This window comes from Cupriavidus agavae (genome assembly GCF_004217045.1).
In the GTDB taxonomy this organism is placed as follows: domain Bacteria; phylum Pseudomonadota; class Gammaproteobacteria; order Burkholderiales; family Burkholderiaceae; genus Cupriavidus; species Cupriavidus agavae.
Map to the genome: position 1 here is coordinate 280,857 of NZ_SGXM01000004.1, position 21,357 is coordinate 302,213.

21 protein-coding genes and 1 pseudogene are annotated in these 21,357 nt (G+C 65.9%); 14 read left to right on the plus strand and 8 right to left on the minus strand.

Going from position 1 to position 21,357, the window contains the following annotated elements; translation table 11 throughout:
• Window positions 1-30 precede the first annotated feature (30 nt).
• Window positions 31-495 (minus strand): MarR family winged helix-turn-helix transcriptional regulator, encoded by a 465-nt coding sequence (locus tag EV147_RS17320; RefSeq protein ID WP_130392448.1) that lies wholly within the window; start codon window positions 493-495, stop codon window positions 31-33.
• Between the two features lie 40 nt (window positions 496-535).
• Window positions 536-1,012 carry a DUF6130 family protein gene (locus EV147_RS17325; RefSeq protein ID WP_130392449.1) on the minus strand — a complete coding sequence of 159 codons (477 nt, stop codon included), beginning with the start codon at window positions 1,010-1,012 and terminating at the stop codon, window positions 536-538.
• A 217-nt stretch (window positions 1,013-1,229) separates the two neighbouring features.
• On the opposite strand from EV147_RS17325, the gene EV147_RS17330 reads away from it, so the two are divergent.
• Both EV147_RS17330 and EV147_RS26280 read left to right on the plus strand, forming a co-directional pair.
• Entirely contained in the window at window positions 1,230-2,213 is a 984-nt protein-coding gene (locus EV147_RS17330; protein ID WP_235844790.1) for an alpha/beta fold hydrolase, read from the plus strand.
• A gap of 81 nt (window positions 2,214-2,294) precedes the next feature.
• A complete protein-coding gene (locus EV147_RS26280; protein WP_235844791.1) occupies window positions 2,295-2,909 on the plus strand; it encodes a cupin domain-containing protein in 615 nt (204 codons plus the stop codon).
• 88 nt (window positions 2,910-2,997) lie between these two features.
• On the opposite strand, the pseudogene EV147_RS17340 reads toward EV147_RS26280, so the two are convergent.
• A pseudogene (locus EV147_RS17340) lies at window positions 2,998-3,378 on the minus strand (YkgB family protein); the annotation flags it as partial.
• A gap of 34 nt (window positions 3,379-3,412) precedes the next feature.
• Window positions 3,413-4,213 carry an SDR family NAD(P)-dependent oxidoreductase gene (locus EV147_RS17345; protein ID WP_130392451.1) on the minus strand — a complete coding sequence of 267 codons (801 nt, stop codon included), beginning with the start codon at window positions 4,211-4,213 and terminating at the stop codon, window positions 3,413-3,415.
• Window positions 4,214-4,285: 72 nt separating this feature from the next.
• Between EV147_RS17345 and EV147_RS17350 the strand changes: the two genes are divergently transcribed.
• The 3 genes from EV147_RS17350 to EV147_RS17360 all read left to right on the plus strand — a co-directional run bounded on the left by EV147_RS17350 (window position 4,286) and on the right by EV147_RS17360 (window position 8,073).
• Entirely contained in the window at window positions 4,286-4,879 is a 594-nt protein-coding gene (locus EV147_RS17350; RefSeq protein ID WP_130392452.1) for a TetR/AcrR family transcriptional regulator, read from the plus strand.
• Between the two features lie 139 nt (window positions 4,880-5,018).
• Window positions 5,019-6,332, plus strand: coding sequence for an MFS transporter (locus EV147_RS17355; RefSeq protein WP_130392453.1), 1,314 nt, complete (start codon window positions 5,019-5,021; stop codon window positions 6,330-6,332).
• A 277-nt stretch (window positions 6,333-6,609) separates the two neighbouring features.
• On the plus strand, window positions 6,610-8,073 hold the full coding sequence (locus EV147_RS17360; RefSeq protein WP_130392454.1) for an aldehyde dehydrogenase family protein: 1,464 nt from the start codon (window positions 6,610-6,612) through the stop codon (window positions 8,071-8,073).
• A 70-nt stretch (window positions 8,074-8,143) separates the two neighbouring features.
• Here the strand turns inward: EV147_RS17360 and EV147_RS17365 are convergent, their stop codons facing one another.
• Window positions 8,144-9,166, minus strand: a complete 1,023-nt coding sequence (locus EV147_RS17365) for an amidohydrolase family protein (RefSeq protein WP_130392455.1) — start codon at window positions 9,164-9,166, stop codon at window positions 8,144-8,146.
• Between the two features lie 113 nt (window positions 9,167-9,279).
• On the opposite strand from EV147_RS17365, the gene EV147_RS17370 reads away from it, so the two are divergent.
• From EV147_RS17370 to EV147_RS17400, 7 genes are all read left to right on the plus strand, one after another.
• Entirely contained in the window at window positions 9,280-10,524 is a 1,245-nt protein-coding gene (locus EV147_RS17370) for an acyl-CoA dehydrogenase family protein (protein ID WP_130392456.1), read from the plus strand.
• A 10-nt stretch (window positions 10,525-10,534) separates the two neighbouring features.
• Window positions 10,535-11,461: a VOC family protein gene (locus tag EV147_RS17375; RefSeq protein WP_130392457.1), complete on the plus strand. Its 927-nt coding sequence runs from the start codon at window positions 10,535-10,537 to the stop codon at window positions 11,459-11,461.
• Window positions 11,458-11,970: a flavin reductase family protein gene (locus EV147_RS17380; RefSeq protein WP_130392458.1), complete on the plus strand. Its 513-nt coding sequence runs from the start codon at window positions 11,458-11,460 to the stop codon at window positions 11,968-11,970. Before EV147_RS17375 ends, EV147_RS17380 begins: the two co-directional genes overlap by 4 nt.
• Window positions 11,971-12,044: 74 nt before the next feature.
• Window positions 12,045-13,322: an MFS transporter gene (locus tag EV147_RS17385; protein ID WP_235844793.1), complete on the plus strand. Its 1,278-nt coding sequence runs from the start codon at window positions 12,045-12,047 to the stop codon at window positions 13,320-13,322.
• Between the two features lie 46 nt (window positions 13,323-13,368).
• Window positions 13,369-14,232 (plus strand): fumarylacetoacetate hydrolase family protein, encoded by an 864-nt coding sequence (locus tag EV147_RS17390; RefSeq protein WP_130392460.1) that lies wholly within the window; start codon window positions 13,369-13,371, stop codon window positions 14,230-14,232.
• 170 nt (window positions 14,233-14,402) lie between these two features.
• Window positions 14,403-15,515, plus strand: a complete 1,113-nt coding sequence (locus EV147_RS17395; RefSeq protein WP_130392461.1) for an amidohydrolase family protein — start codon at window positions 14,403-14,405, stop codon at window positions 15,513-15,515.
• A 48-nt stretch (window positions 15,516-15,563) separates the two neighbouring features.
• Window positions 15,564-16,652, plus strand: coding sequence for a porin (locus EV147_RS17400; RefSeq protein WP_130392545.1), 1,089 nt, complete (start codon window positions 15,564-15,566; stop codon window positions 16,650-16,652).
• Window positions 16,653-16,672: 20 nt separating this feature from the next.
• Here EV147_RS17400 and EV147_RS17405 read toward each other — a convergent pair whose 3' ends face one another.
• The 3 genes from EV147_RS17405 to EV147_RS17415 form a co-directional block, all read right to left on the minus strand.
• Entirely contained in the window at window positions 16,673-17,302 is a 630-nt protein-coding gene (locus EV147_RS17405) for a MarR family winged helix-turn-helix transcriptional regulator (RefSeq protein WP_130392462.1), read from the minus strand.
• 92 nt (window positions 17,303-17,394) lie between these two features.
• Entirely contained in the window at window positions 17,395-18,564 is a 1,170-nt protein-coding gene (locus EV147_RS17410; RefSeq protein ID WP_130392463.1) for a porin, read from the minus strand.
• A 179-nt stretch (window positions 18,565-18,743) separates the two neighbouring features.
• The gene (locus EV147_RS17415) at window positions 18,744-19,439 is read right to left on the minus strand and encodes a TetR/AcrR family transcriptional regulator (RefSeq protein WP_130392464.1); all 696 of its coding nucleotides are present in this window, start codon (window positions 19,437-19,439) and stop codon (window positions 18,744-18,746) included.
• 162 nt (window positions 19,440-19,601) lie between these two features.
• Between EV147_RS17415 and EV147_RS17420 the strand changes: the two genes are divergently transcribed.
• Window positions 19,602-20,834, plus strand: a complete 1,233-nt coding sequence (locus tag EV147_RS17420) for an acyl-CoA dehydrogenase family protein (RefSeq protein ID WP_130392465.1) — start codon at window positions 19,602-19,604, stop codon at window positions 20,832-20,834.
• A gap of 18 nt (window positions 20,835-20,852) precedes the next feature.
• Entirely contained in the window at window positions 20,853-21,356 is a 504-nt protein-coding gene (locus EV147_RS17425; protein ID WP_235844794.1) for a flavin reductase family protein, read from the plus strand.
• The last annotated feature ends 1 nt before the right edge of the window (window position 21,357 follow it).

A 21,357-nucleotide genomic window follows, 5' to 3' on the forward strand; every position in this document is an offset into this window, starting at 1 on the left:
CTTCGAATCCGTAGGCAACCCGGACGAGGACTATCCACATCGCTTCGGAAGCCTCTTCGCAATCCCCATGATGGCCGCGACGCCTTCATCCCCGATTGCCGCTGTAGCCATCGCCTGTGCTTCCGCCCAAGCCGGCCCGGCGTCCTTCAGCACGGATTTCCCTGCGCAGGTCACTGAAAGTGGACGCGAGCGACCATCCGCAGCGTCCGCCACGTCCTCCGCAATCCAGCCTTCCGTCAGCAAAGGTTGTAGGTTGCGTGTCAGCGTAGATCGATCGTGGTGATTGCGCCGTCCGAGATCGGCACGGCTGATCGGACCCAGTTCATGGACGAGCACCAGCAGCGTGAACTGCGTGGCGTTAATGCCGAATGGGCGCAATGCCTGATCGTAGGCGGCGGTCAGCACACGCGAGATCTGCCGGGCGCGCGTCATCACGCAGTGCTGGAAGATATCGGCGCCTGTGGGGCCAGAATGGGAACGCTTTCTTGAAGTCATGTCATGCGTGACGCAGCGAAGTAGCGCCAGCGTACCGCACTTAGTGCCGATGTGCTGGCGGTGCCGCGGTGGCGTTCGGCGACCGTGTGTCGGGGACGGTCACGGAAACCGTTTCCGTTGCCAGAATCTTGTGTGTAGGGTCGGCCAGTTCCAGACGCACCCGGTGCGGTCCCGGCGGCAACCCCACCACGATGATCGGATCCTCGCTGGTGTGCGCCCACGTTGCCGGGCCATCGTCAACGGTCACATGCAGATGGCCGACGCGGGGCGAAACCTGCGCGGCCGCCTTGCCAAACACCGGGATCACACGAAAATTCTCAGTCCGGAACTGTACGATCACGACACCCCTGGCGAGAGGTTCCGGCAACGCTGGATAGCCCACGATCCGTGGCGCCGACTCATCAGCCAAGGGCAAGACAGCTGGTGGACGAAACGCGTCGACAGCAGTTTGCGCGATGGCACCGATCGGCGCAGCCGCGAGAACAATGACAGCAAGTAGGGGAGCGAGGGCTCTCATGTCTGACTCCAGGATATGGATACTCCAACGGGCGCCGATGATGCCTTGAAGCAATAGTAGACGTGCTGGATTTTTGTACAGGCATGTATCCGCCTGACTCCTGCACACATAACGATACGTTTTTATCGGCCCACTCTCACAGGACAGATACATCGCCTGGCTCTAATGCTGCATATGCAACATTCAGCGCAGCTTTGCTGGCACGAGGAGGAAGGAGATGGGTACGAAATCAACTATGCGTCGGTCAGCCTGCATGGTGGCGACGGTTGCCAGTGTGTCGGCCGCGCTGTTGGGCAACGCGTCGAGCGCCATCGCAACGTCACACGACGTTGCCGAGGTCGCATTCGAAGTCAGCAAAGTGGATGTCGGTGCAGGGATGTGGTTGCGACACATGGTGATCCGGCCGTCATCGCCCAAGGGCGCCGTGCTTTTCCTGCACGGCTTTCCCGAAACCATGTTTGCCTGGAGAGAGATTGCCACGACGCTCGGCCGAGAGTTCGAAGTTCATGCTTTCGACTGGCCCGGATTCGGCGAATCCTCGCGTCCACCTGTGGAGCGTTTCGCCTATGCGCCTCGCGACTACGCCACGATCCTCACACGCTACATCGACAAGACAGGTATCGGCGGTAGCCGCCTGGTGATCTATGCGACCGATATTGGCGCCTTGCCAGCGCTGCTGGCTGCCGTCGACCGACCGGATATCGCCCGCATGATCGTGGTCGGGGATTTCGCACCGTTCGACCGGCCGCAGTACATGCAGGAGCGCCTGCAGGCGCTAAAGGATCCAGCGTCGGCCGAAACTGTTCGAAAGACTTTCAATGCCTCTCGCGACGAGATACTGAAGAACGCATTCACGCGAGGATTACCGGAAGGGCAACGCTATGCGCTTGATGCCCGGTACCAGGCCGACATGGCACACGGCTGGCAGAACGGACACCTTTCGTCCGCCGATGCGTTTGCGCACTACTACGCGCACTTCACGCGGGACCAGCATGCCCTGGAAGCGCAACTGCCGAAGCTGAAAACGCCGGTGCGTCTGGTCTGGGGCGAACAGGACATCTATATCAACAAGGAGATGGGCGTCGAATTCTCGCACCGGACCGCCGCGCCTCTTCGACTGTTGCCTGCTACCGGCCATTACCCCCATCTCCAACGTCCAGACGAGACAGTGGACGAGGTCCGCGCGGCCTTCCTCCCTTGAAACGAACTCGCGTGGACCGTGTCGCCACCACGGTCCGTCGCATTCCACAAGTGGCGAACACTCCTGACATCCCTGATATTCATGACGCAAGCTATCGACACTGTGATCTACACCGGCAGGACCCGCACGACGGGAGGTCGGAACGGCCATTCCCGCGATGCCGCCCTTGCACGCGCCCTGGCGGCACGTGCGCATTTGATCTGCCCCTACTCGAAAGCCTTGCGCGGCAACCTCAATGTGGACATCCACGTCGTCTGGCGCGCCGTGCCTCATCGCATATCCCATCCTCTGGAGATCACCATGAACAAGATCATTTCAATCGCAACGCTCGCGCTGACTGGCGCGATGGCGTTGTCGACCGCCCAGGCGCAGGTACCTGGCATCCATCGCACGGATCTGGTCAAGCATGAGTTGAGCACGCCGCATCTCGAAGGGGTGCAGGTCCGTGTGGACTTTGAACCGGGCGCATTTGCGCCGAAGCACGTCCATCCGGGCGAAGAAATCGCCTACGTGCTGGAGGGGACGCTGGAGTACCAGCTTGGCGATAGCCCGCCCGTGACGCTCAAGGCCGGCCAGGCGCTCTTCATTCCCGCTGGCGTGGCGCATTCCGCTCGCAACGTGGGGAGTGGTAAGTCATCGGAGTTGGCGACGTACGTCGTGAAGAAGGGCGTACCGTTGGCTACGCCCTCCAGGTAAGGCGCCGCGCCGCTACGCCGACGCACGTCGCAACGCGGCGGGCGTCGGCAATGTTCTGCACGTCAACGCCCTTGCGCATCAGTGAGCGTTACGCGCGAGCTTTCCAGTGCGCGAGAGAGGATTGCAGCAGCACGACGGACGCCGCCAGCAACACCAGATCCTTCAACAGGAACTGGCCGATCGGCGCGGAGATGGCCGGGAATCCGCCGGCAGTCGGCTCGGCAACACCCGGCGTCGTGAAGAAGAACGTCAGAGTGATAGCGTAGGTGGCGCAGGACATCACGGCACCCAATACGGAAACACCACGGTGGAAAGCGCCAACGGTCAGCGCGGCGGCTGTCGCCAGTTCCAGCGTACCGATGACGGCGCTGGCTCCCCGCACACCAAAGGCAGTGTGTAACCAACTCATGAGGGGGCTGTGCTCGATGAATGGTGCGATACCCTGCGCTTCGTAGAGGGTGAATTTCAAGAATGGGCCAGGCCGATAGCCGTGCCGGCGCCCGTCAGAACACGGCCCGGACGGTGCCACCATCGACGCGAATGGTGGCACCGCTGATATAGGCCGCGTAGGGGCTCGCCAGATACGCCACCGCCGCCGCGATTTCATCTGGCCGGCCAAGGCGTCCGACGTCGTTGGGCACCATATCGCGTACGCAGCCCTGCTCGATGTCCTCCCAGGATTCGCCCCAACCATGTGCCGGAGCGATTTTTTCCAGCAGTTCCTTGACGGAGGGCACCAGGACGGCGCCGGGTGCCACGATATTCGATGTGACGCCTGAGTTCTTGAGATCCCGGGCCAACGAGACAGCCAGATTGTGCCGCGCCGCGAGCGAGGCGTTGTAATCGGGCTGCATGGAAATCGGCTGGCCGGCGAGCCCCCCGCCAATCTGGATGACGCGACCCCAGCGGGCTTCACGCATGGAAGGCACCAGCCGCTGAATCATCCGCACGGCGGATAGAACATTGACGTCAAAGGTTTCCATCCATCTCTCGGTGGAAGCGGTGTTCCAATCGAGATGGTGGTAGTAGCCAGCATTGTTGACGAGGATATCGATCGCGCCGCTCCTGCACGCCTCTGCGACCACGGCGTCAGCCCCCGCATCTGTCGCCAAGTCTCCCAGAGCCATTTCGGCTTTTCCACCCTCCGCGGTGATCGCTGCCACGACGGCTGCGGCGCGCTCGTGGCTACGGCCGTTGATGACTACGGTCGCGCCCTCCGCAGCCAGGAACTTCGCGATGGCTTCGCCGAGCCCTGCGGTGGACCCTGTCACCAGGGCGCGCTTTCCAGTCAATTGCAGATTCATGTTGCTTCTCCTGGAGCAATATTTCTACCAGTGTATACTTTTGGTATCGAAAAATCTACGGGTGTTTGATTTATGAAGCCATTGGGCAGGAAGGGCGCCGCTACTCGCCAGGCAATCCTCGTGTCGGCGCGCCAGGCGTTCACCGAGCGAGGCTATGACGTTGGGGTGCGCGAGATCGCGGAGAACGCAGGGGTGACCGCCATGCTCGTCAATCGATACTTCGGGTCGAAAGAGGAGTTGTTCGAGGAGGTTGTCGAACTGGTGCTGTCCGCTCCGGGCATCCTGACCGAGGAGTCGATGCGCGGTGCCCCCGATCTTTCAGACTTTTGCCGCCGGGCGGCCACGGCCTTGGTAGCGAAGACGGCGCCCGAGCAGACGCCGCTGGACGGATTTCTCATCATGCTGCGCTCGGCGAACCATCCGCCGGCCGCGAAGATCTTGCGGAAGGCATTCGAAGCACACTTCGCGGCACCGCTGGCGAGCCTGCTGCCGGGCGCCGATCCGAACCAGCGCGCCGCCATGTTTCTGTCGGTCATTGCCGGCTTTCAAGTCATGCGGCAGATCGTCGAACTGGACGGCCTGACTGACGCCGACCCATCTGGTCTGGCCGCGCAGCTGGAAGCGATGTTCGGAGTATTGATCGTGGATGGGGCTCGGATGCCCTGAACGTCATTCATTCGGCGCCGAAGGCGTGCGCTACCGCTGGTAAGCAGGTGGCCGGATCAGTCCGGGGGGAGGGCCCGCCCGCCCCCGTTTCGTTCCAGCACTCGACGTCATTCCGGTAAGGCCCGGGGCAAGCTCAGGTATGCTCCGCGCTGCGTTCGAAATTGCTGAGAGGAAGGTTGTGTCGCGGAATACGTGGGCGGTGGCGCTGGGTCCACTTTTGGGGTTGTTCATTGTTAGTCTGGGAAGTGGCTTCATGTCCTCCCTGACGTCTCTCAGGCTCGACGCGGCGGGTGTTTCGGCCACGATGATCGGGGCCATCTCGTCCGCCTACTTCGTCGGGCTCACGCTCGGCGCGGTCACGAGCGATCGGCTGATTTCCCGCATCGGCCATATCCGGTCGTACAGCAGCTTCGCGTCGCTGGTTTCCATCACCTACCTGCTGCAGGGGCTGATTCCCGACCCGTGGGTCTGGCTGCTGCTTCGGCTCGTCAACGGCTGGGCGATGGTGGGCATCTACCTGGTCGTGGAAAGCTGGTTGCTGCTGGCCGGCGACACCAAATCCCGGGGCCGGCTGCTGGCGATCTACATGATCGCGCTCTATGGTTCGATCATGCTGGCCCAGATGAGCCTCGGCGCCATTGGCACCGCTGTCGACAGCGTGCCGTTCATGGCGGCCGGTGTGCTGGGCGCGATGGCCGTATTGCCGATGGCGATCCTGCCCCGGACCGCGCCGGAAGTTGGCCATGCCGAACCGTTGATGCCGCAGGACCTTTTCCGCGTGACGCCAGCCGGCGCGATCGGCAGCCTGGGTTCCGGCATCGGCATTGCGGCGGTCTACACACTGCTGCCCATCTACCTGCAGCGCGAAGGACTGAGCGTCAGCGAGGTGGGCGACATGATGGCCTGTGCGATCTGCGGGGCGATGGCACTGCAATATCCCGTGGGCCGCTGGTCGGACCGGCAGGACCGGCAGACCGTGCTGCTGGCGCTGAGCGCGGGTTGTGCCGTGGTGTCGCTGCTGGTGCTTGTGCTGCCGAGCTATCCGCCCGTGCTGAGCGTGCTGATGTTCCTGATCGGCGGCGGCATCTTCGCCATCTATCCGGTGGCCGTGAGCCATTCGGCAGACCGTGCGGAGCCGCGCGAACTGGTACGCGTCATCCAGGGCATGCTGCTGATCAACTCGGTGGGCGCGGCGGCCAGTCCGCTGTTGATTTCGCCCCTGATGAACCGCTCGGGGCCGGGTGGGCTGTTCTGGGCGTTCCTCGTGCTGCATGCGGCGCTGGCGGCTTATTTCCTGTTGCGCCGCCGCGCGCATCCGGCGCCGGTATCGGCGGCGCCTTTCGCGGCCACCGCGCAGATGACGCCGGTGGGCGCGGAGATCCGGGTGACCGAGGAACTGGCGCAGGCCGCCGTCGTCCCGACTCCCCAGACGGCCGAAGCCGGGCAACTGTAGTGGCCGGACTCGTACATACCGACCAGCGAACGCGCTGAGCGTTGCCGTGGGCTGAGAGAAAGAAAGGGGCGGCTTCCGGGCCGCCCCTTTTTTCGTACCCTCCCCCCGGAGAAAAGCCAGCGGTATTGCGGAAAGTCATGGGTTGTAAAAGCAACCTGTGTGTGCTTCAATTGGCGGCGAATCATTAGTTGGTTTAACAACTAGTAGGATCGGCCTGGGGCACGGCGCCGCTGCGCGCCAGGTCGTCTTTCACGATCTACCGACAGGGGACAACTCCATGAGAGAGAAGGCGGAGGCAATGCACTGGATCCGTGGCGAATGGCTTGCCGAAGGACAGTGCAGGGAGAGTATCGACCCGGCGACGGGCCAGGTAATTGGCTATTACCACGATGCGCCGGTTGCCACGATGCAACTGGCGATCGATGCGGCGGCGGAAGCGTTCGCCGGCAGTCCATGGAAGGACGACGCCTACCTGCGGGCAACGGCGCTGGGCCGCCTTGCCGACGCATTCGCGAGCCGGCAGCACGAGGTCGTGGACACACTGTGCGCCGAGAACGGCAAGATCCGCCCCGAGGCGACGTTCGAGGCATCGTTGATTCCGCGTGCGCTGCGGTTCGTGTCCGGGCTGGCGATGCACAACTTCGGTCGCGTGGTGGAAAGCCGCCCCGGCCAGCAGGCCATGAGCATCCGGGAAGCGGTGGGCGTGGCCGGTCTCATCATCCCCTGGAACTCGCCGGCCTATCTGTGTATCCGCGCCCTGGCACCGGCCTTGGCCGCAGGCTGCACGGCGGTGGTCAAGATGCCGCATCAGGCCGCGCAGACCGCCGCGCTGCTTGCCGGCATCATCGCCAGCGTGCCGGAGCTACCGCGCGGCGTGGTCAATATCGTGACCGAGTCCGGCGCGGACGGCGCCCGCCTGCTCGTGGATTCGCCACTGGTGCCGGCGGTCAGCTTCACAGGCAGCACCGCGACCGGCCGGGCAATTGCCCGCGCGGCGGCGGACCGCCTCAAGCGCGTGGGCCTCGAACTGGGTGGCAAGACCCCCCATCTGATCTTCGACGATGCCGATCTGGCCGCGGTACTGCCTGTGCTGGAGAAATCGTGCACGGTGTTCGCCGGGCAATTCTGCATGACAGGCAGCCGCGTCCTGGTGCAGCGGGGTATCGCCGATGCCGTGCGTAGTGGTCTGGCGCAGCGGTTGCAGGCCGTGCGCGTGGGCCCGGCGCGGGAGACGTCGAGCCAGATGGGTCCGCTGATCGACAAGGCGGCCGTGGCGCGCGTGGACAAGGTGGTGGAAGCGTCGATCGCGGCGGGCGCCAGGGTGCTGGTGCGGGGCGGACCGGCGCTCGACGATCCGGCGCTGGCCGGTGGCGCGTTCTATCGGCCCACGCTGCTGGAGATTGCCGACCAGCGCCTGCCGATCGCACGCGAGGAAACGTTCGGCCCGGTTCAGACGCTGCAGGTCTTCGATACCGAAGCCGACGCCATTGCGCTGGCCAACGACAGCGACTACGGCCTGAGCGCCTGCGTGTGGAGCCGCGATGCCGACCGGCCGATCCGCGTGGCGCGGCGGCTGCAGGCCGGGCTCATCTCGATCAACAGCTGGGCCAACCTCGCCGTGGAAATGGAAGAGGGCGGCTTCAAGTCGAGCGGACTGGGGCGGCTGGGTGGGCTGGCATCGGTGGAGGACTTCCTGGAGTACAAGCAGATCACGCAGGACTTCTTCCCCCATCACCATTGAGCCGTGCGATGTGAGACGCGCGGTGCCGGCCGGCTGTATCGCGGGCCGGCCGGCACCGGGGCCTGCCGAGTCAGATGCGGCCCAGCCACGTTGCGGCGTTCTTCCAGCGCAGCCGTTCGGTCACGTCCCCAGGCAGGCCGAGCGATGCAATGCGCGCGGCGGGGTCGGCGTCCATGATGGCGAAGGGATAGTCGGTCCCGATCATGACGCGGTCGTCGCCAACCAGCTCCACGAGCGCGCGGATGGCCTGCGGGCTGTAGAGCAGGTCGTCGTAATAGAGCGCGCGGGCCGCTTCCACGGGCGCCAGCGCGATGGCGTCGCGCAGTGCGCCCTGTTTCTCCCACGCAAACTGCATCCGGGGCACCAGCGCCTGGATCGAGCCGCCTCCATGGCTCAGTGCAATCCGCAGGTTCGGAAAGCGCGCAAGCAGCCCGCCCGTCATCAGTGATGCCGCGGCCAGCCCGATCTCGCCCGGGAATGCCACCACTTGTTCCAGCGCGGACGGCCCGAGCAGCCGCTCCATGCCGGCCGGCCGCAGCGGGTGGACGAAGATCGCCGCGTCGAGCGCCTGCGCTGCCTCGAAGAAGGGCCAGAAGCGCGCGTCGCCAATCGGCACGCCCATCACGTTGCTGCCCACCTCCACCCCCGCCAGTCCCAGCGTGCCCACCGCATGGGCCAGTTCCGCAATGGCGCGATCCACATCCTGCAGCGGTGCCGCACCGAGCGCACTGAACCGGGTGGGAGCGCTCGCCACCATGCCTGCCAGCGTCTCGTTCAGATAGCGCGACAGCACCGCGGCATCGTCTCCTTCCATCCAATAGGACAGCAGTTCCGGCATTGGCGAAAGCACCTGGTGGCCGACGTCGGTGGCGTCCATGTCGGCCAGCCGGGCGCCGGTATCCCAGGAGTGATGCGGCACCGTGCGATAGATCTGCTCCGAGATGACCACGTGCCGATGGCAGGGCTGCGCGGCGCGCATCGAGGGCCAGGGCACGTTGGCGCGGCGGCCCAGGTAGCGCGGGAATTCGGCTGGTATGACGTGCGTGTGGACATCGAGGCATCCGCAGCCGGAGTGCAGGAAGGGGGCGTTCATTCGGGTATCTCCTGATAGGGAAGTGCGCGCAAAACGGTTGCAAAAGCAACTGTCATCGGCTTTAATTCGAGCACGGTTAGGTTGCTTTTGCAACAATTTAGGAGAGTCGTTCGATGGCCACACCCCAAGCTGTACTGGATCGCCCCACTGCACCCGCCCCGGCAGCGCCTGCCGACACGGCCGTGCAGGCCAAACTGATGGAGGCCGTCGCCCGGCTCCGCCCGATCATTGCGCAGCGCGCCCGCCAGACGGAGCTCGATCGCCGCGTCTCGGCCGACATCACGGAGCAACTGATTGCCGCGGGCCTGTACCGCGTGGTGCAGCCGAAGCGGTTCGGCGGACATGAACTGGGGCTCGAAGTCCTGCGCCGCCTGGCGTTCGAGCTGGGGCAGGGCTGTACCTCCACCGGCTGGTGCTATGGCCTGAGCGCGGCGGCTTCGTGGGTGCTCGGCATGTTTCCGGGCGAGGCGCAGCACGATGTGTGGGGCGCGTCGCCCGACGCGCTGCTTGCCTCCTGCATCGCGCCCACGGGCAAGGCCGAACCGGTGGACGGCGGCTACCGCCTGCAAGGCCGCTGGAGCTTCGGCAGCAATTGCGACAACGCCCAGTGGATGTCGCTTGGTGCGATGGTGCCGCAGGAGGAAGGCAAGCCGCCGCGCCCGCTGTTTCTGCTGGTGCCCAAAGGCGAGTACGAGATCGTCGATACGTGGCACACGGTAGGCCTGGCCGGCACGGGCAGCAAGGACATCGCCATCAGCGAGCCGGTGTTCGTACCGGCACACCGCACCGTGGCCTTTGCAGACGTGCTCGAACAGGAGGGCCCCGGCGCCGAACTGCACACGTCGCCGATCTATCGCCTGCCCTTCCTCAGCGGCTTCCCGCCGTTGCTGGCCAACCCCGCCGTGGCGGCCTTGCGCGGGGCGCTGGACGAGTTTGTCGAGAGCGTGGCCGCGCGCGCCACGCGAGGTGCCTTCGCGGGCGGCGGGCAATCGATTGCCCAGTTCGGCCACGTGCAGTCCGCCGTGGCGCGGGGCGAGGCCGCGGTGGATGCCGCCCAGCTGATCTTGCAGCGCGACCTGCAACTGGCCACGGACCTGGTAGCCGCCGGCACCCGGCTCAGCGCCGCCCAGCGCATCACGGTGCGACGCGGGCACGCCTACGCCGTGCAGCTCTGTGTGGAGGCGATCAACGAACTCTATGACGTGGTCGGCGGCACCGGCATCCAGCTCGACAACGGCGTGCAGCGCGCGTGGCGCGACATCAACGCGGTGGCCCACCATATCAGTGTCAACTGGCACGCCGTATCAAGCATGTACGGCCAGATGCGGCTGGGTCTGCCGCCGCGCGGGCAGTATTGAGGAGCGAGCGATGATCCGACATCAGAAACTGGGTCGCGTCGAACTCAACGTGACCGACCTGCAGCGTTCGCGCCGCTTCTACGAGGAAGTGGTGGGCCTGCAGTACGTGGATACCGGCGGCGAGGGCGAGGTGCGCCTGCGCTGCGACCACGACCACCACAGCCTTGTGCTGTTCCCCGGTGATGCGGCCGGGCTGCGCTGCGCCGGCTTTATGCTCGAAGACGCCGCGCAGTTTGCGCCGCTGCTCGCGCGGCTGGCTGCGGCAGGACTGCCGGTCGAGGAAGTGCCGCCCGCCACGTGCGCCGCACGGGCGCAGGCGCGCGCCATCCGCTTCTTCGAGCCGTGGGTGGGTGCCATGCTGGAGTTCTATATTCCGGCGCCCGACTCTGCACGGCCTTTCGCGCCAACCGTGACACGCATCCAGCGTCTGGGCCACGTGGTGTTCAACACCCCCGACGCCGCACGCGCGGTCGCCTTCTGGCGGGATGTGTTGAATTTCCGCGAATCGGATTCGGTTGGCGACTTCATCACCTTCATGCGCTGCTGGCCGAACCCCTATCACCACGGCATCGGCATCGCCAGGTTCGATCGGCGGTGCCTGCACCACGTCAACTACATGGTTACCGAGATCGACGACATCGGCCGCGCGCTGGTGCGGCTGAAGACGGCGGGCTCGGACGTGGTGTTCGGCCCGGGCCGACACCCGGCGTCGGACAGCGTCTTCCTGTACTTCCTCGATCCGGACGGTCTGACCATGGAGTACAGCTTCGGCATGGAGGCATTCCCGGAGACGTTCCCGCGCGCGCCGCGCCGGATCGAGCCGTCGCCACTGTCACTCGACTACTGGGGATCGACCCGCGACCCGCGCTGCTTTACCGGCGCGGGGGTCAACACGGTCCCTGTCACCGCGGCCAGCGCGGAGGAAATCCAATCATGAGCGCCGATGTCATGACCCAGCCTATCGACAGCCGTGACCTGCGCAACGCGCTGGGACGCTTTGCCACCGGCGTCTGCATCGTCACCACCTGTACCGCCGAAGGCCAGCGTGCGGCGCTGACCATCAACTCGTTCTGCTCGGTGTCGCTGGACCCGCCGCTGGTGGCCTGGTATCTCAGCGACCGCGCGCCCAGCCTGCAGGCGTTCTCGGAGTCGGAGTTCTTCGCCGTGCACGTGCTGACCGCGGAGCAGCAGCACCTGGCGTCGCACTTCGCCCGCCCATCGCCTGACAAGTTCGCCATCGTCGATGACGTACGCCCCGGTCTGGGCGATGTGCCATTGCTCGACGACGCGCTGGCCTGCTTCGAGTGCCGCACCTCCGCCGTGGTGCCTTTCGGGGATCACGTGATGGTGCTCGGGCAGGTGGAGCGGTTTGGCTACGAGGCCAAGACGCCGCTGCTCTTCCACGCCGGGAAATTCCTGGAGCAGGCGCCCGCGCTGCAGCCGTAGTACCGGACGAGATGCGCGCCGCCGTTGCGGGCCGGCGCGCCAGTCCGACCATAAGAAATCATCTGGAGACAAATGTGCACGCCCCCACTCGTCCCAACCGGCTGCTGCGCGGCCCCTGGTGGATCGTCATCGGCTCGGTGCTCGGGCTGATCGTCGGCAATGTGACGGTGCTGCAGTTCTCGGCATCGGTGCTCATGAAGCCGATCATGGCCGAGTTCGGCTGGAACCGCAGTGTCCTTTCGGCGGCGGTCATGCTGGGCTCGATCTTCGCTGCCATTGCCACGCCGGTTGCCGGCAAGCTGATCGATGCGCGCGGCATCAAGCCGGTCACGCTCGCCGCCATCACGCTGTTTGCGCTGGCCGTCGCGGCCATGTCGCTGGCGCCGGCAGCGCCGGCTGCATTCCTGGCGATGTTTGCGCTGATGGGCCTGTTCAGTGCCGGCCAGGCGCCACTGCCCTATGCCAAGGCGATTGCCGCGGCGTTCGATCGCCAGCGTGGCCTGGCCATGGGTATCGCCATGACCGGCGTCGGCCTTGGGGCGGCCCTGGTGCCTCGGCTGACGCAGGCTTACCTGGACAACTTCGGCTGGCGCGGCGCGTTCGTGGCGGTAGGCGTGACCGTGTTCTGCATCGCGTTTCCCGCCGTGGCATTGCTGGTTCGTGACGTGTCGGCCGATACCGGAAGCGTGGCGGCACGCGTGCGGCCGCTGCCGGGCCTGGAGGCACGCGAGGCGCTGCGCCACAAGGACTTCTGGGTCATGGCCGTGGTGTTCCTGTGCATCCCGATCGTCGCCAACGGCACCATCGTGCATCTGGTGCCGCTGCTGACCGATCGTGGCATTCCGTCGAGCCAGGCCGTCACGGTGTTCTCCGGTATCGGCGCGTCGCTGATCGCGGGCCGCCTGCTGTGCGGCTACCTGCTGGACCGCTTCTTTGGCCCCCATGTCGCCATTGCCTTCGTGCTGCTGCCCGCACTGGGCGTGCTGACCTTGCTCGGCAGCAGCGACGTCACCCTGACGACGGTGGGCGCGGTGCTGGTCGGTATCGGCATGGGGGCGGAGGTCGACCTCATCGCCTATCTGCAGAGCCGCTATTTCGGCCTGCGTGCGTTCGGCCAGATCTACGGCTACCTGTTCGCGGCCTTCACGGTCGGCACCGGGCTGGGCCCGTTCGTGATGGGTGCCACCTATGACCTGGCGGGCTCCTATCGTCCGGCGCTGATCGGGTTTGTCGCGGTGCTGGCCTGCGCGGCGCTGATGCTGCTGCGCCTGCCGCGCCAGTATCCGTTCCCCGTAAGACATCCCCGGGAGCCTGCGGCGCAGGAAGGCACGTCCGGCGCCACGGCGGCCTGACGCCGCACCCGATCACTTTTTTTCCATCTTCAATACCTGTCCCACCATGAAGCTCGTTACCTATCTCCACAACGGCAGCACCTCCATCGGCAAGGTCGAGGGCGACCTCGTGATCGACCTGCCCCGCAATGATCCCGCGCTGCCCGAGACCATGCAGGAACTGCTCGAAGCGGGGCCCGAGGCCCTTGATCGCGCCCGCGCGGTGCGCGGCGGCTTTACCGCGCCGCTGCCGGCGGTGAAACTGCTGGCGCCCGTGCCGACGCCGTCGAAGTACCTGGCCATCGGCATGAACTACCGCAAGCACGTGGCCGAGGCCGCCAAGGTTGGCGTGCACACGCCACCTACCCAGGTGTGGTTCAACAAGCAGGTGTCGTGCATCAACGACCCGTTCGGCGATGTGCACATGCCGGTGGTCTCGACGCAGCTCGACTACGAAGTGGAGTTGTGCGCGGTGATCGGCCGCCGCTGCCGCCACGTCAGCCGCGAAGATGCGCCGTCCGTCATCGCCGGATACATGGTCTGCAACGACGTCTCGGTGCGCGACTGGCAGCTTGCCTCCCAGACCATGACGATCGGCAAGTCGTTCGATACGTGCGGCCCGATCGGCCCGTGGATCGTCACCCCCGACGAACTCGGCGATCCGCATGCGCTTCGTCTGCGCCTGTGGGTCAACGGCGAATTGCGGCAGGACGACGTGACCGGCGCCATGATCCATGACATCTACGACCAGGTGGTGCACCTCTCGAAGGCGTTCACGCTGGAACCGGGCGACCTGCTGGCAACCGGCACACCCTCGGGCGTAGGCGTGGCGATGGACCCGCCGTCCTACCTGAAGGTGGGCGATGTCATGCGCGCGGAGATCGATGGCATCGGGCACATCGAGAATCGCGTGGTGGCCGAACCCGCCTGACGGGGCGCCGTACGCCCCGTCGCGCAGTACCGAAGCATCCAGCACCGCCGCCGGGCAACCGGCCAGCCATGCCCGCCACCGCGCGGGCAGGGTGCCGTGTCGCCCGGAAAACGGTGCACCCGCTGTCCAACCCTTATCTGATGACGCCAATGCAAAACAGGAAAGAAGACGTGGATCACCCTTCGGGCGCACGCCCGGCCAGTCCCATGCGCCGCAAGATCGGTGCGATGCTGGGGGGCCTGCTGGCCAGCCAGGCTGTGCCGGCGCGCGCCCAGGCGCAAGCGCAGCCGCAAGCCCAGGACACTGCGGCGGGCGTGCAGCGCATCGATGTCCATCACCACATCCTTCCGCCGGTCTTCCGCCAGACCATGGGCGAACAGGCCATCGGCGCCCCGGCGCCGAACCGCGTGGCGCCCCAGTGGAAAGTGGCCGATTCGCTCGGTGTCATGGACCGGCACGGCATCACCACGGCGGTGGTCTCGGCCCCGCCGCTGTGGATGCCGGACATGGCGCGCACGCGCCATCTCACGCGCGCCTGCAACGAGTTCGCGGCACAGATGGTCAGCGACCACCCGTCCCGCTTCGGCACGTTCAGCGCGCTGCCGCTGCCCGATGTCCGCGCGGCAATGACCGAAATGACCCACGCCTTCGACGTGCTGAAGGCCGACGGTATCGGGATGATGACCAACTATGGTGACAAGTACCTGGGCCATGCCGATTTCGCCCCGGTCTTCGCGGAACTGAACCGCCGCAAGGCCGTGGTCTATGTCCACCCCACCTCCTGCCAATGCCACCGCGGCCTGCTGCCGGAGCAGCCCGACTCATTGATCGAGTTCCCGCACGACACCACGCGCGCCGTGGCCAGCCTGATGTTCTCGGGCGTCTTCAGCCGCTGCCCGGACATCCGCTTCATCTTCTCGCATGCCGGCGGGACGGTGCCCTACCTGGCCACCCGGATGGCGATCCTGGGTTCGCTCGACAAGACCCTCGCGAAGCAGGTGCCGGAGGGCGTGATGCCGCTGCTCAAGCGCCTGTACTACGACACCGCGATTGCCGCGAACCCCATCACGATGGCGTCGCTGCTGAAGCTGGTCACCCCCGCCAATGTCGTGCTGGGCACGGATTTCCCGTTCGTCCCGGAACAGGGCACGCAGGCCACGTTCGCCGGATTGCGCGACGTTGGTTTCAGCGCCGAAGAACTGCGCGCGGTCGAGGGCGGCAACGCGGCGCGGCTGTTGACCCGGGTGGCGAGCCAGGGAGCGCGCCTGGGCGTGGCGAGCTAGGCCCGCGAGAGTCCGCATCAGAACAAATAAAAGGAGGAGACCATGGCAATCAAACTGAGCCATCTTGCGCTGGGCTGCGCGGCAGCCCTGCCCGCGCTGGCGGGCGCGCAATCCGTGACGCTCTATGGTGTGGTGGACACCGGCGTCGAGTTCATCAATCATGCCGGCCCGACGCAGGGCACCGTGGCCCGCATGCCGAATCTTTCGGCTTCCGTGCCGTCGCGCTGGGGCCTGCGCGGCGTGGAAGACCTGGGCGGCGGCCTGAAATCGCAGTTCGTGCTCGAATCGGGATTTGCCCCGGATTCCGGCGCGGCCAACTTCGGCAACCGCCTGTTTGGCAGACAGGCATGGGTCGGGCTGTCGGGTCCGTGGGGGCAGGTGGCGTTCGGACGCCAGTACACGATGATGTTCTGGGCCACGCTCGACGCCGACATCCTGGGGCCGAACACGTTTGGTTCCGGTTCGCTCGACCCCACCATTCCGAACTCGCGCGCGGACAATGCCATCTCGTACAAGGGAAAGTTCGGTGGCCTGACCGTGGGCGCCACCTACAGCTTCGGGCGCGATGCGGCGGTAGCCACGCCTGGTCCGTCGAGTACCAACTGCGCCGGGGAGAATCCCGCGGACAAGAGGGCCTGCCGCGAGTGGTCGGCGCTGCTGATGTACGAGACGCCGCATTTTGGCGTGGCCGCTGCCTATGATTCGTGGCGCGGCGGCCCGGGCGCCTTTGCCGGGCTGACCAGCAGCGGCCGCAAGGACGACAGGCTGTCGCTCAGCGCCTACACGCTGTTCGACCGTGTGAAGGCAGGGGTGGGATGGCTGCGGCATGACAACGACGGCAACCCAGCGCCGCGCAGCGACCTGTTCTGGCTTGGTGCCTCGTATGACCTGACGCCGGCCTTTAACGTCGCGGGCCAGGTCTATCACCAGCGTTATCACGACAGTCCCAACAAGGCATGGCTGTACGCTTTGCGCGGCACGTACAGCTTCTCGAAGCGGACGTCGGTCTATGCCACGGCCGGGTTCATCGACAACGGCGGCCAACTGGCGCAGTCGGTGAGCAGCAACCCTGGCGCGGCGGCGTCGCCGGGTGGCACGCAGTTGGGGGCGATGCTGGGCGTCAGGCACATTTTCTGATCGCCACGCGCAGCACGCGCCTAGGCGTCCGGGTCTTCCTGCGCGGCCTTGCGGCGGACCCGGCGCGCCACGGTGAGCTTGCGGTTGACGCCGGTGGCGTCCTGGCAATCGTCGACGAGGTTGGTGAAGATCGCGCGCAGTGTCTTCAGCGTGGCTGCCAGTTCCGCTGGTGAAACGCCGGACATCGACGCGCGTTCGATATCCCAGGCCCGGGGCGCGAGCTCGGCCACGATGGCGGCGCCTGCTGGCGTCAGCGACAGGTGGATATTGCGCTTGTCCGACGCCGAGACATCGCGGCGCAGGAACCCCCTTTCCTCCAACGCCACCACCGCCCGGGACAAGTACGAAATCTCCGCGCCGGTATGGCTGGCGAGATCGGACAGCGTCTGGTGGTCTTCATGGCGCAGCGCGGCCAGTACCCGCCACGCCTGCAGGTTGATGCCATGGGGCTTCAGATCGTCGCTGAACCGCGCGGCAATGATGCTTGCGGCACGGTTCAGCAGATAACCGACGGAATGATCGAGGTCGTGGTCGGGACGCTCGCTCGGCAGCGGCTGCACGGCGCTGCCCGCCGGCGCTGGCTTGCGCGGCTTTGCACCGGCGCCGGCGACCGGGGTGGTGGGGCGCGGCGAAGGGGAGGACTTCGGCATCGGAAGGTGTCGCTTCGAACTGGTCAAGCCGAAATGATAGCTTAAGCAACAGCTTCGCAGGCCGTGGCCGCCCCGTTCCCCTATGTCGAGGGTCAAAAGAGGTGCCGGATCCCGACCGTGGCTCCGAACATCGAGTTCTTGCCATTGCCGAGCACGAGACTGTTGCCAAGCGCGAGCGTGTTGGCGTAGGTGGTCAGGCCCGAGTCCAGCATCAGGCCGGCGTTCCGCGAGTAAGCGGTCGACAGGTAGAGTTCGGTTCGCTTCGACAGGTTGTAGCTCGCCAGCAGCAGGACCTGCCACGGGTTCGGCAGGTTCTGATTGCCGAACACGCTGCGCAGATTGTCGTACGTGTACTCCAGCGTGACCGAGAACGCAGGCGTGAACTGGTAGTTCGCGCCGAGCCAGTAGTAGTCGTCGCGCTGGATGTCCGCGCCGGCCGGACCCTTGCTCTGGCCCCAGCGGTAGCCTCCCATCACGCTCGCCGCACCGGCCGTATAGCTGGCGCCCACGGCGAACTTGCGGAATGTGCCGCTGCTGGTGCCGATGGTGGGGTTGACCTGGTCGTACGCCGCCACCAGACCGTATGTGCTGCCGTTGTACGCCACCGCCACGCCATAGGCGCTGTCGCGCCTGGCGCTGCCCGGCATCTCGCCGTTTCCGCCCAGCGCCAGTCCCGTGTTGCCCACCTGCGGCAGCACCGTGCCGTTGCCGAACGAGTAGTGCCCAAGCGCGGTCACGGCGCCAAACTTTCCGGTGTACTTGGCCACGTTGTCTTCCCGGAAGGCCGCGCCCGACTGCAGTACGGCGGGCTCGTAGCCGCCGTACCGGGTGGGCGAGAAGTTGCCGAGCGCCTCGAACATCGAGGTGTACTGGCGCCCGAACGTCAGTTGGCCGACACCGGCTTTTGTCACGCCGACGAACGCCTGGCGTCCGAACAGGCGGCCACCCTGCTGCGGCGTGCCGGAGTCGAGGTTGAAGCCGCTCTCCAGCGCGAACACGGCACCGAGTCCGCCGCCGAGATCCTCCGTGCCGCGCAGCCCCCAGCGCGATCCGGCACGTGATCCGGACGTGAGCCTCGTCACGCTATGCGCGGGGCCGGGGTTGAATCCATTGGCTGCCGTGGGCACGTTGCCCAGGTTGTTCACGTATTCGATCCCCATGTCGGCCACGCCGTACAGGATCACGTTCGATTGGGCCGCAGCGGCGCCGGCCCCGCAAAGGGACAGCGTGGCCAGCGTGGCACGCGCGATGGTGTGTCTCATGTCGTCTCCTCGTCTCTGTTTTACTCATCGATGCCTGCCCTGCGTCATGGCGCATGGCTGGCATCAGCGGTGAGTGCATTCTTATGAGACGGGAGTCGGGGAACAAGCTAGGGATTGCGCAGCGTTGGGCGTACACAAACGTCACCGTGACGTTCCGTCACCGGTGGCGCGGCAGCGTTTCAGGTGCCTGCCCGCCACGTCTGCCGCACGCTTTGCGGGAGCGCGTCGACCAGTTCGCGTGACGTTTCCGTGGCCTTGATGGCCCGGCGCTTCTCCACGGCCAGGCCGCGCAGCGTGATGCGGATCGTGCTGTCGATGTACTGCGCGGGGTCTTTCGTCCGCTTGAGCAGGATCGTGCGGATGCCTTCCACCGTTGCGCCCATCACCGAATCGACGGCGGCCTGCAGGTTGTCGAACTCCATGAGGCCCTCGTGCGCGCCGTGGCGCAGGTCCTTCATCACGTAGGTCAGCAGCACCGATTCCTGCGCCACCAGTTCCGCGCGCAGCACGAATGCCGCCCAGCGATGGTCGGTCAGCGCGCGCGTCAGGAACAGCCGCAGCCCGGTGCTCACGCGGTTCACGGGGTCCGATACCACGTCGTAGATCGGCAGCATGTCCTGCGTCATCTGATCGGTCACCTCGCGGCCCACGGCGATCAACGCCTCGTCCAGCGACGTGAAGTGCTTGTAGAACGTGCCCCGCGAGATCTCCGCTTCACGTGCCACGTCCTCGATCGACGTCGAGATCTTCGCGGGGTCCGAGTACAGATCCATGATCGCGCGCAGGATGCGCGTGCGCATGGCTTCTCGCTTCTTGCGCGCGGCGACGGAGCGATGGTCCTCGCGTTCGGTAGGGATGAAGGTGAGCGGGGGCACTGGGTTGACCTCGGATTTGGACCGTGGACGGCGCTTCGCTTCGGCTTGCAGTGACGAATGTTCATGCCGAAGCGGCCGAAAACCCTATCTTGCCTGATCTCGCTGCGTTTATACAATAACGAAAACGTCATTCTTAGCAACGACCAGACAAAGGAGACCCTGATGACGCTGGCCGCCGTAACCGATATCCGATCCACCCGCGTATCCGACGATATCTCGATCCGTGCCGATCTGCTGCGCCGCGCCGCCGCCATGGTGCCCGCGCTGCGGGCGCGCGCCGCCGAGGTCGATGCGCTGGCGCGCCTGCCGGATGCCACTGTCGCCGAACTCGACGACGCCGGCATCTTCGACATGATGGTGCCGAAGGACGCTGGCGGCCTGCAGGTCTCGCTGCGCACCTACATGGAAGTCGTCAGCGAGATCGGCCGCGGCGATGGCTCTGCCGCATGGGCGTGTGCACTGATCAATGTCTGCAACTGGATGGCTGCGGCCTGCCTGCCCGATGCGGCACGCGCGGAGGTGTTCGGCTCGGGCGCCAAGGTCCGCAGTGCGGGGGTGCTCTCGCCGCGCAAGGCCGTGGTGAAACGCGTGGCGGGCGGCTACCTCGTGGAAGAGGGCATGTGGGGGTTCAACAGCGGCGTGTACCACGCACAGTGGGATCTGCTCGGCATTCCGCTGGTGGACGAGGCCGGGAACGTCATCGACCAGGGCATGGCGCTGATTCCGACGTCGGATCTCCAGTTCCTGAACGACTGGGACACCATCGCCCTGCGTGGCAGCGGCAGCACGTCCGTGGTCGTGAAAGACAAGTTCGTGCCTGATTCGCGCATCGTGCGCCTGTCGTCGATCCTGGCCGGCGATTACGTGGCGCGCTTCAACGACGACGAGGCGCTGTACCGCATGGCGTTCATGCCCGTGGCGGCCATCATCCTGACGTTCCCGGCGCTCGGCATCGCGCGTGCCGCGCAGGAGATGTTCCTCGACAAGCTGCCGGGACGCGGCATCCAGTACACGTGGTACGAGAAGCAGTCCGAAGCCACCGTCACGCACCTGCAGGCCGGCGAGGCGTCGGCCATGATCGATGCGGCCCGGCTGGTGGTGGAGCGGTGTGTCGACGAGATCGATGCCCATGCGGCAGCCGGCACGATCCCTGATGCGCTGACGCGGGCGCGCATCCGCCGGGATACGGGCTACGCCAGCAAGATGATGTGGGACGCGGTCGACATCCTGGCCAGCGCTTCAGGCGGATCGCTGGCGGGCACGCGCAACCCGTTCAACCGTGTCTGGCGCGACGCGCGGGTGGCGAACCTGCACGGCATCGTCTGCACGGCGACCAACCTCGAACTGTATGGCCGCATGCTGTGCGGCCAGGCGCCGAACACGCCGCTGGTCTGAGGGCAGGAGGAACTGGGCATGAGCATCGATCTTGACGATTCCACGCGGTTCCGCCGCGTGATGGGCAAGTTTGCCACCGGCGTCACCGTGGTCAGCTGGATGCGCGACGGCGCACCGGCCGGCATGACGGCCAACGCTTTCATGTCGGTATCGCTGGAACCCCGGCTGGTGCTGGTGTCCGCGCGCAATGCGTCGCGCTTCTGCGCATCCGTGGCCCGAGGGGACACCTTCGGCATCAACTTCCTCGGCGAACACCAGGAGGCGCTGAGCATGCATTTCGGCGGCAAGGCCATGGAAGGATTGGGCGAGATGGCGCTGCACGGTTCGGGTACGCCGTTCCTGCCGGAAAGCCTCGCGCACCTGATCGTGCGCGTGGCGGACATCCATCCGGCCGGCGATCACCAGCTCTACGTGGCCGAAGTCCTCGCACTTGAGGCGTGCGATCACCACGACAGCAGCCCGCTGCTGTACTACGGCGGACGCTACGGTCGGCTGGCCAGCCCCCAGGCCCGCCACGCGTAGT

Excerpts from the sequence above, each read along its gene's own strand:
- EV147_RS26280 (WP_235844791.1), top strand. The coding sequence starts at position 2,295 with ATGACGCAAGCTATCGACACTGTGATCTACACCGGCAGGACCCGCACG.
- EV147_RS17345 (WP_130392451.1), bottom strand. The coding sequence starts at position 4,213 with ATGAATCTGCAATTGACTGGAAAGCGCGCCCTGGTGACAGGGTCCACC.
- EV147_RS17370 (WP_130392456.1), top strand. The coding sequence starts at position 9,280 with ATGGCCACACCCCAAGCTGTACTGGATCGCCCCACTGCACCCGCCCCG.
- EV147_RS17375 (WP_130392457.1), top strand. The coding sequence starts at position 10,535 with ATGATCCGACATCAGAAACTGGGTCGCGTCGAACTCAACGTGACCGAC.
- EV147_RS17405 (WP_130392462.1), bottom strand. The coding sequence starts at position 17,302 with ATGCCGAAGTCCTCCCCTTCGCCGCGCCCCACCACCCCGGTCGCCGGC.
- EV147_RS17325 (WP_130392449.1), bottom strand. The coding sequence starts at position 1,012 with ATGAGAGCCCTCGCTCCCCTACTTGCTGTCATTGTTCTCGCGGCTGCG.
- EV147_RS17355 (WP_130392453.1), top strand. The coding sequence starts at position 5,019 with ATGCTCCGCGCTGCGTTCGAAATTGCTGAGAGGAAGGTTGTGTCGCGG.
- EV147_RS17410 (WP_130392463.1), bottom strand. The coding sequence starts at position 18,564 with ATGAGACACACCATCGCGCGTGCCACGCTGGCCACGCTGTCCCTTTGC.
- EV147_RS17350 (WP_130392452.1), top strand. The coding sequence starts at position 4,286 with ATGAAGCCATTGGGCAGGAAGGGCGCCGCTACTCGCCAGGCAATCCTC.
- EV147_RS17330 (WP_235844790.1), top strand. The coding sequence starts at position 1,230 with ATGGGTACGAAATCAACTATGCGTCGGTCAGCCTGCATGGTGGCGACG.
- EV147_RS17420 (WP_130392465.1), top strand. The coding sequence starts at position 19,602 with ATGACGCTGGCCGCCGTAACCGATATCCGATCCACCCGCGTATCCGAC.
- EV147_RS17380 (WP_130392458.1), top strand. The coding sequence starts at position 11,458 with ATGAGCGCCGATGTCATGACCCAGCCTATCGACAGCCGTGACCTGCGC.
- EV147_RS17360 (WP_130392454.1), top strand. The coding sequence starts at position 6,610 with ATGAGAGAGAAGGCGGAGGCAATGCACTGGATCCGTGGCGAATGGCTT.
- EV147_RS17365 (WP_130392455.1), bottom strand. The coding sequence starts at position 9,166 with ATGAACGCCCCCTTCCTGCACTCCGGCTGCGGATGCCTCGATGTCCAC.
- EV147_RS17425 (WP_235844794.1), top strand. The coding sequence starts at position 20,853 with ATGAGCATCGATCTTGACGATTCCACGCGGTTCCGCCGCGTGATGGGC.
- EV147_RS17390 (WP_130392460.1), top strand. The coding sequence starts at position 13,369 with ATGAAGCTCGTTACCTATCTCCACAACGGCAGCACCTCCATCGGCAAG.
- EV147_RS17320 (WP_130392448.1), bottom strand. The coding sequence starts at position 495 with ATGACTTCAAGAAAGCGTTCCCATTCTGGCCCCACAGGCGCCGATATC.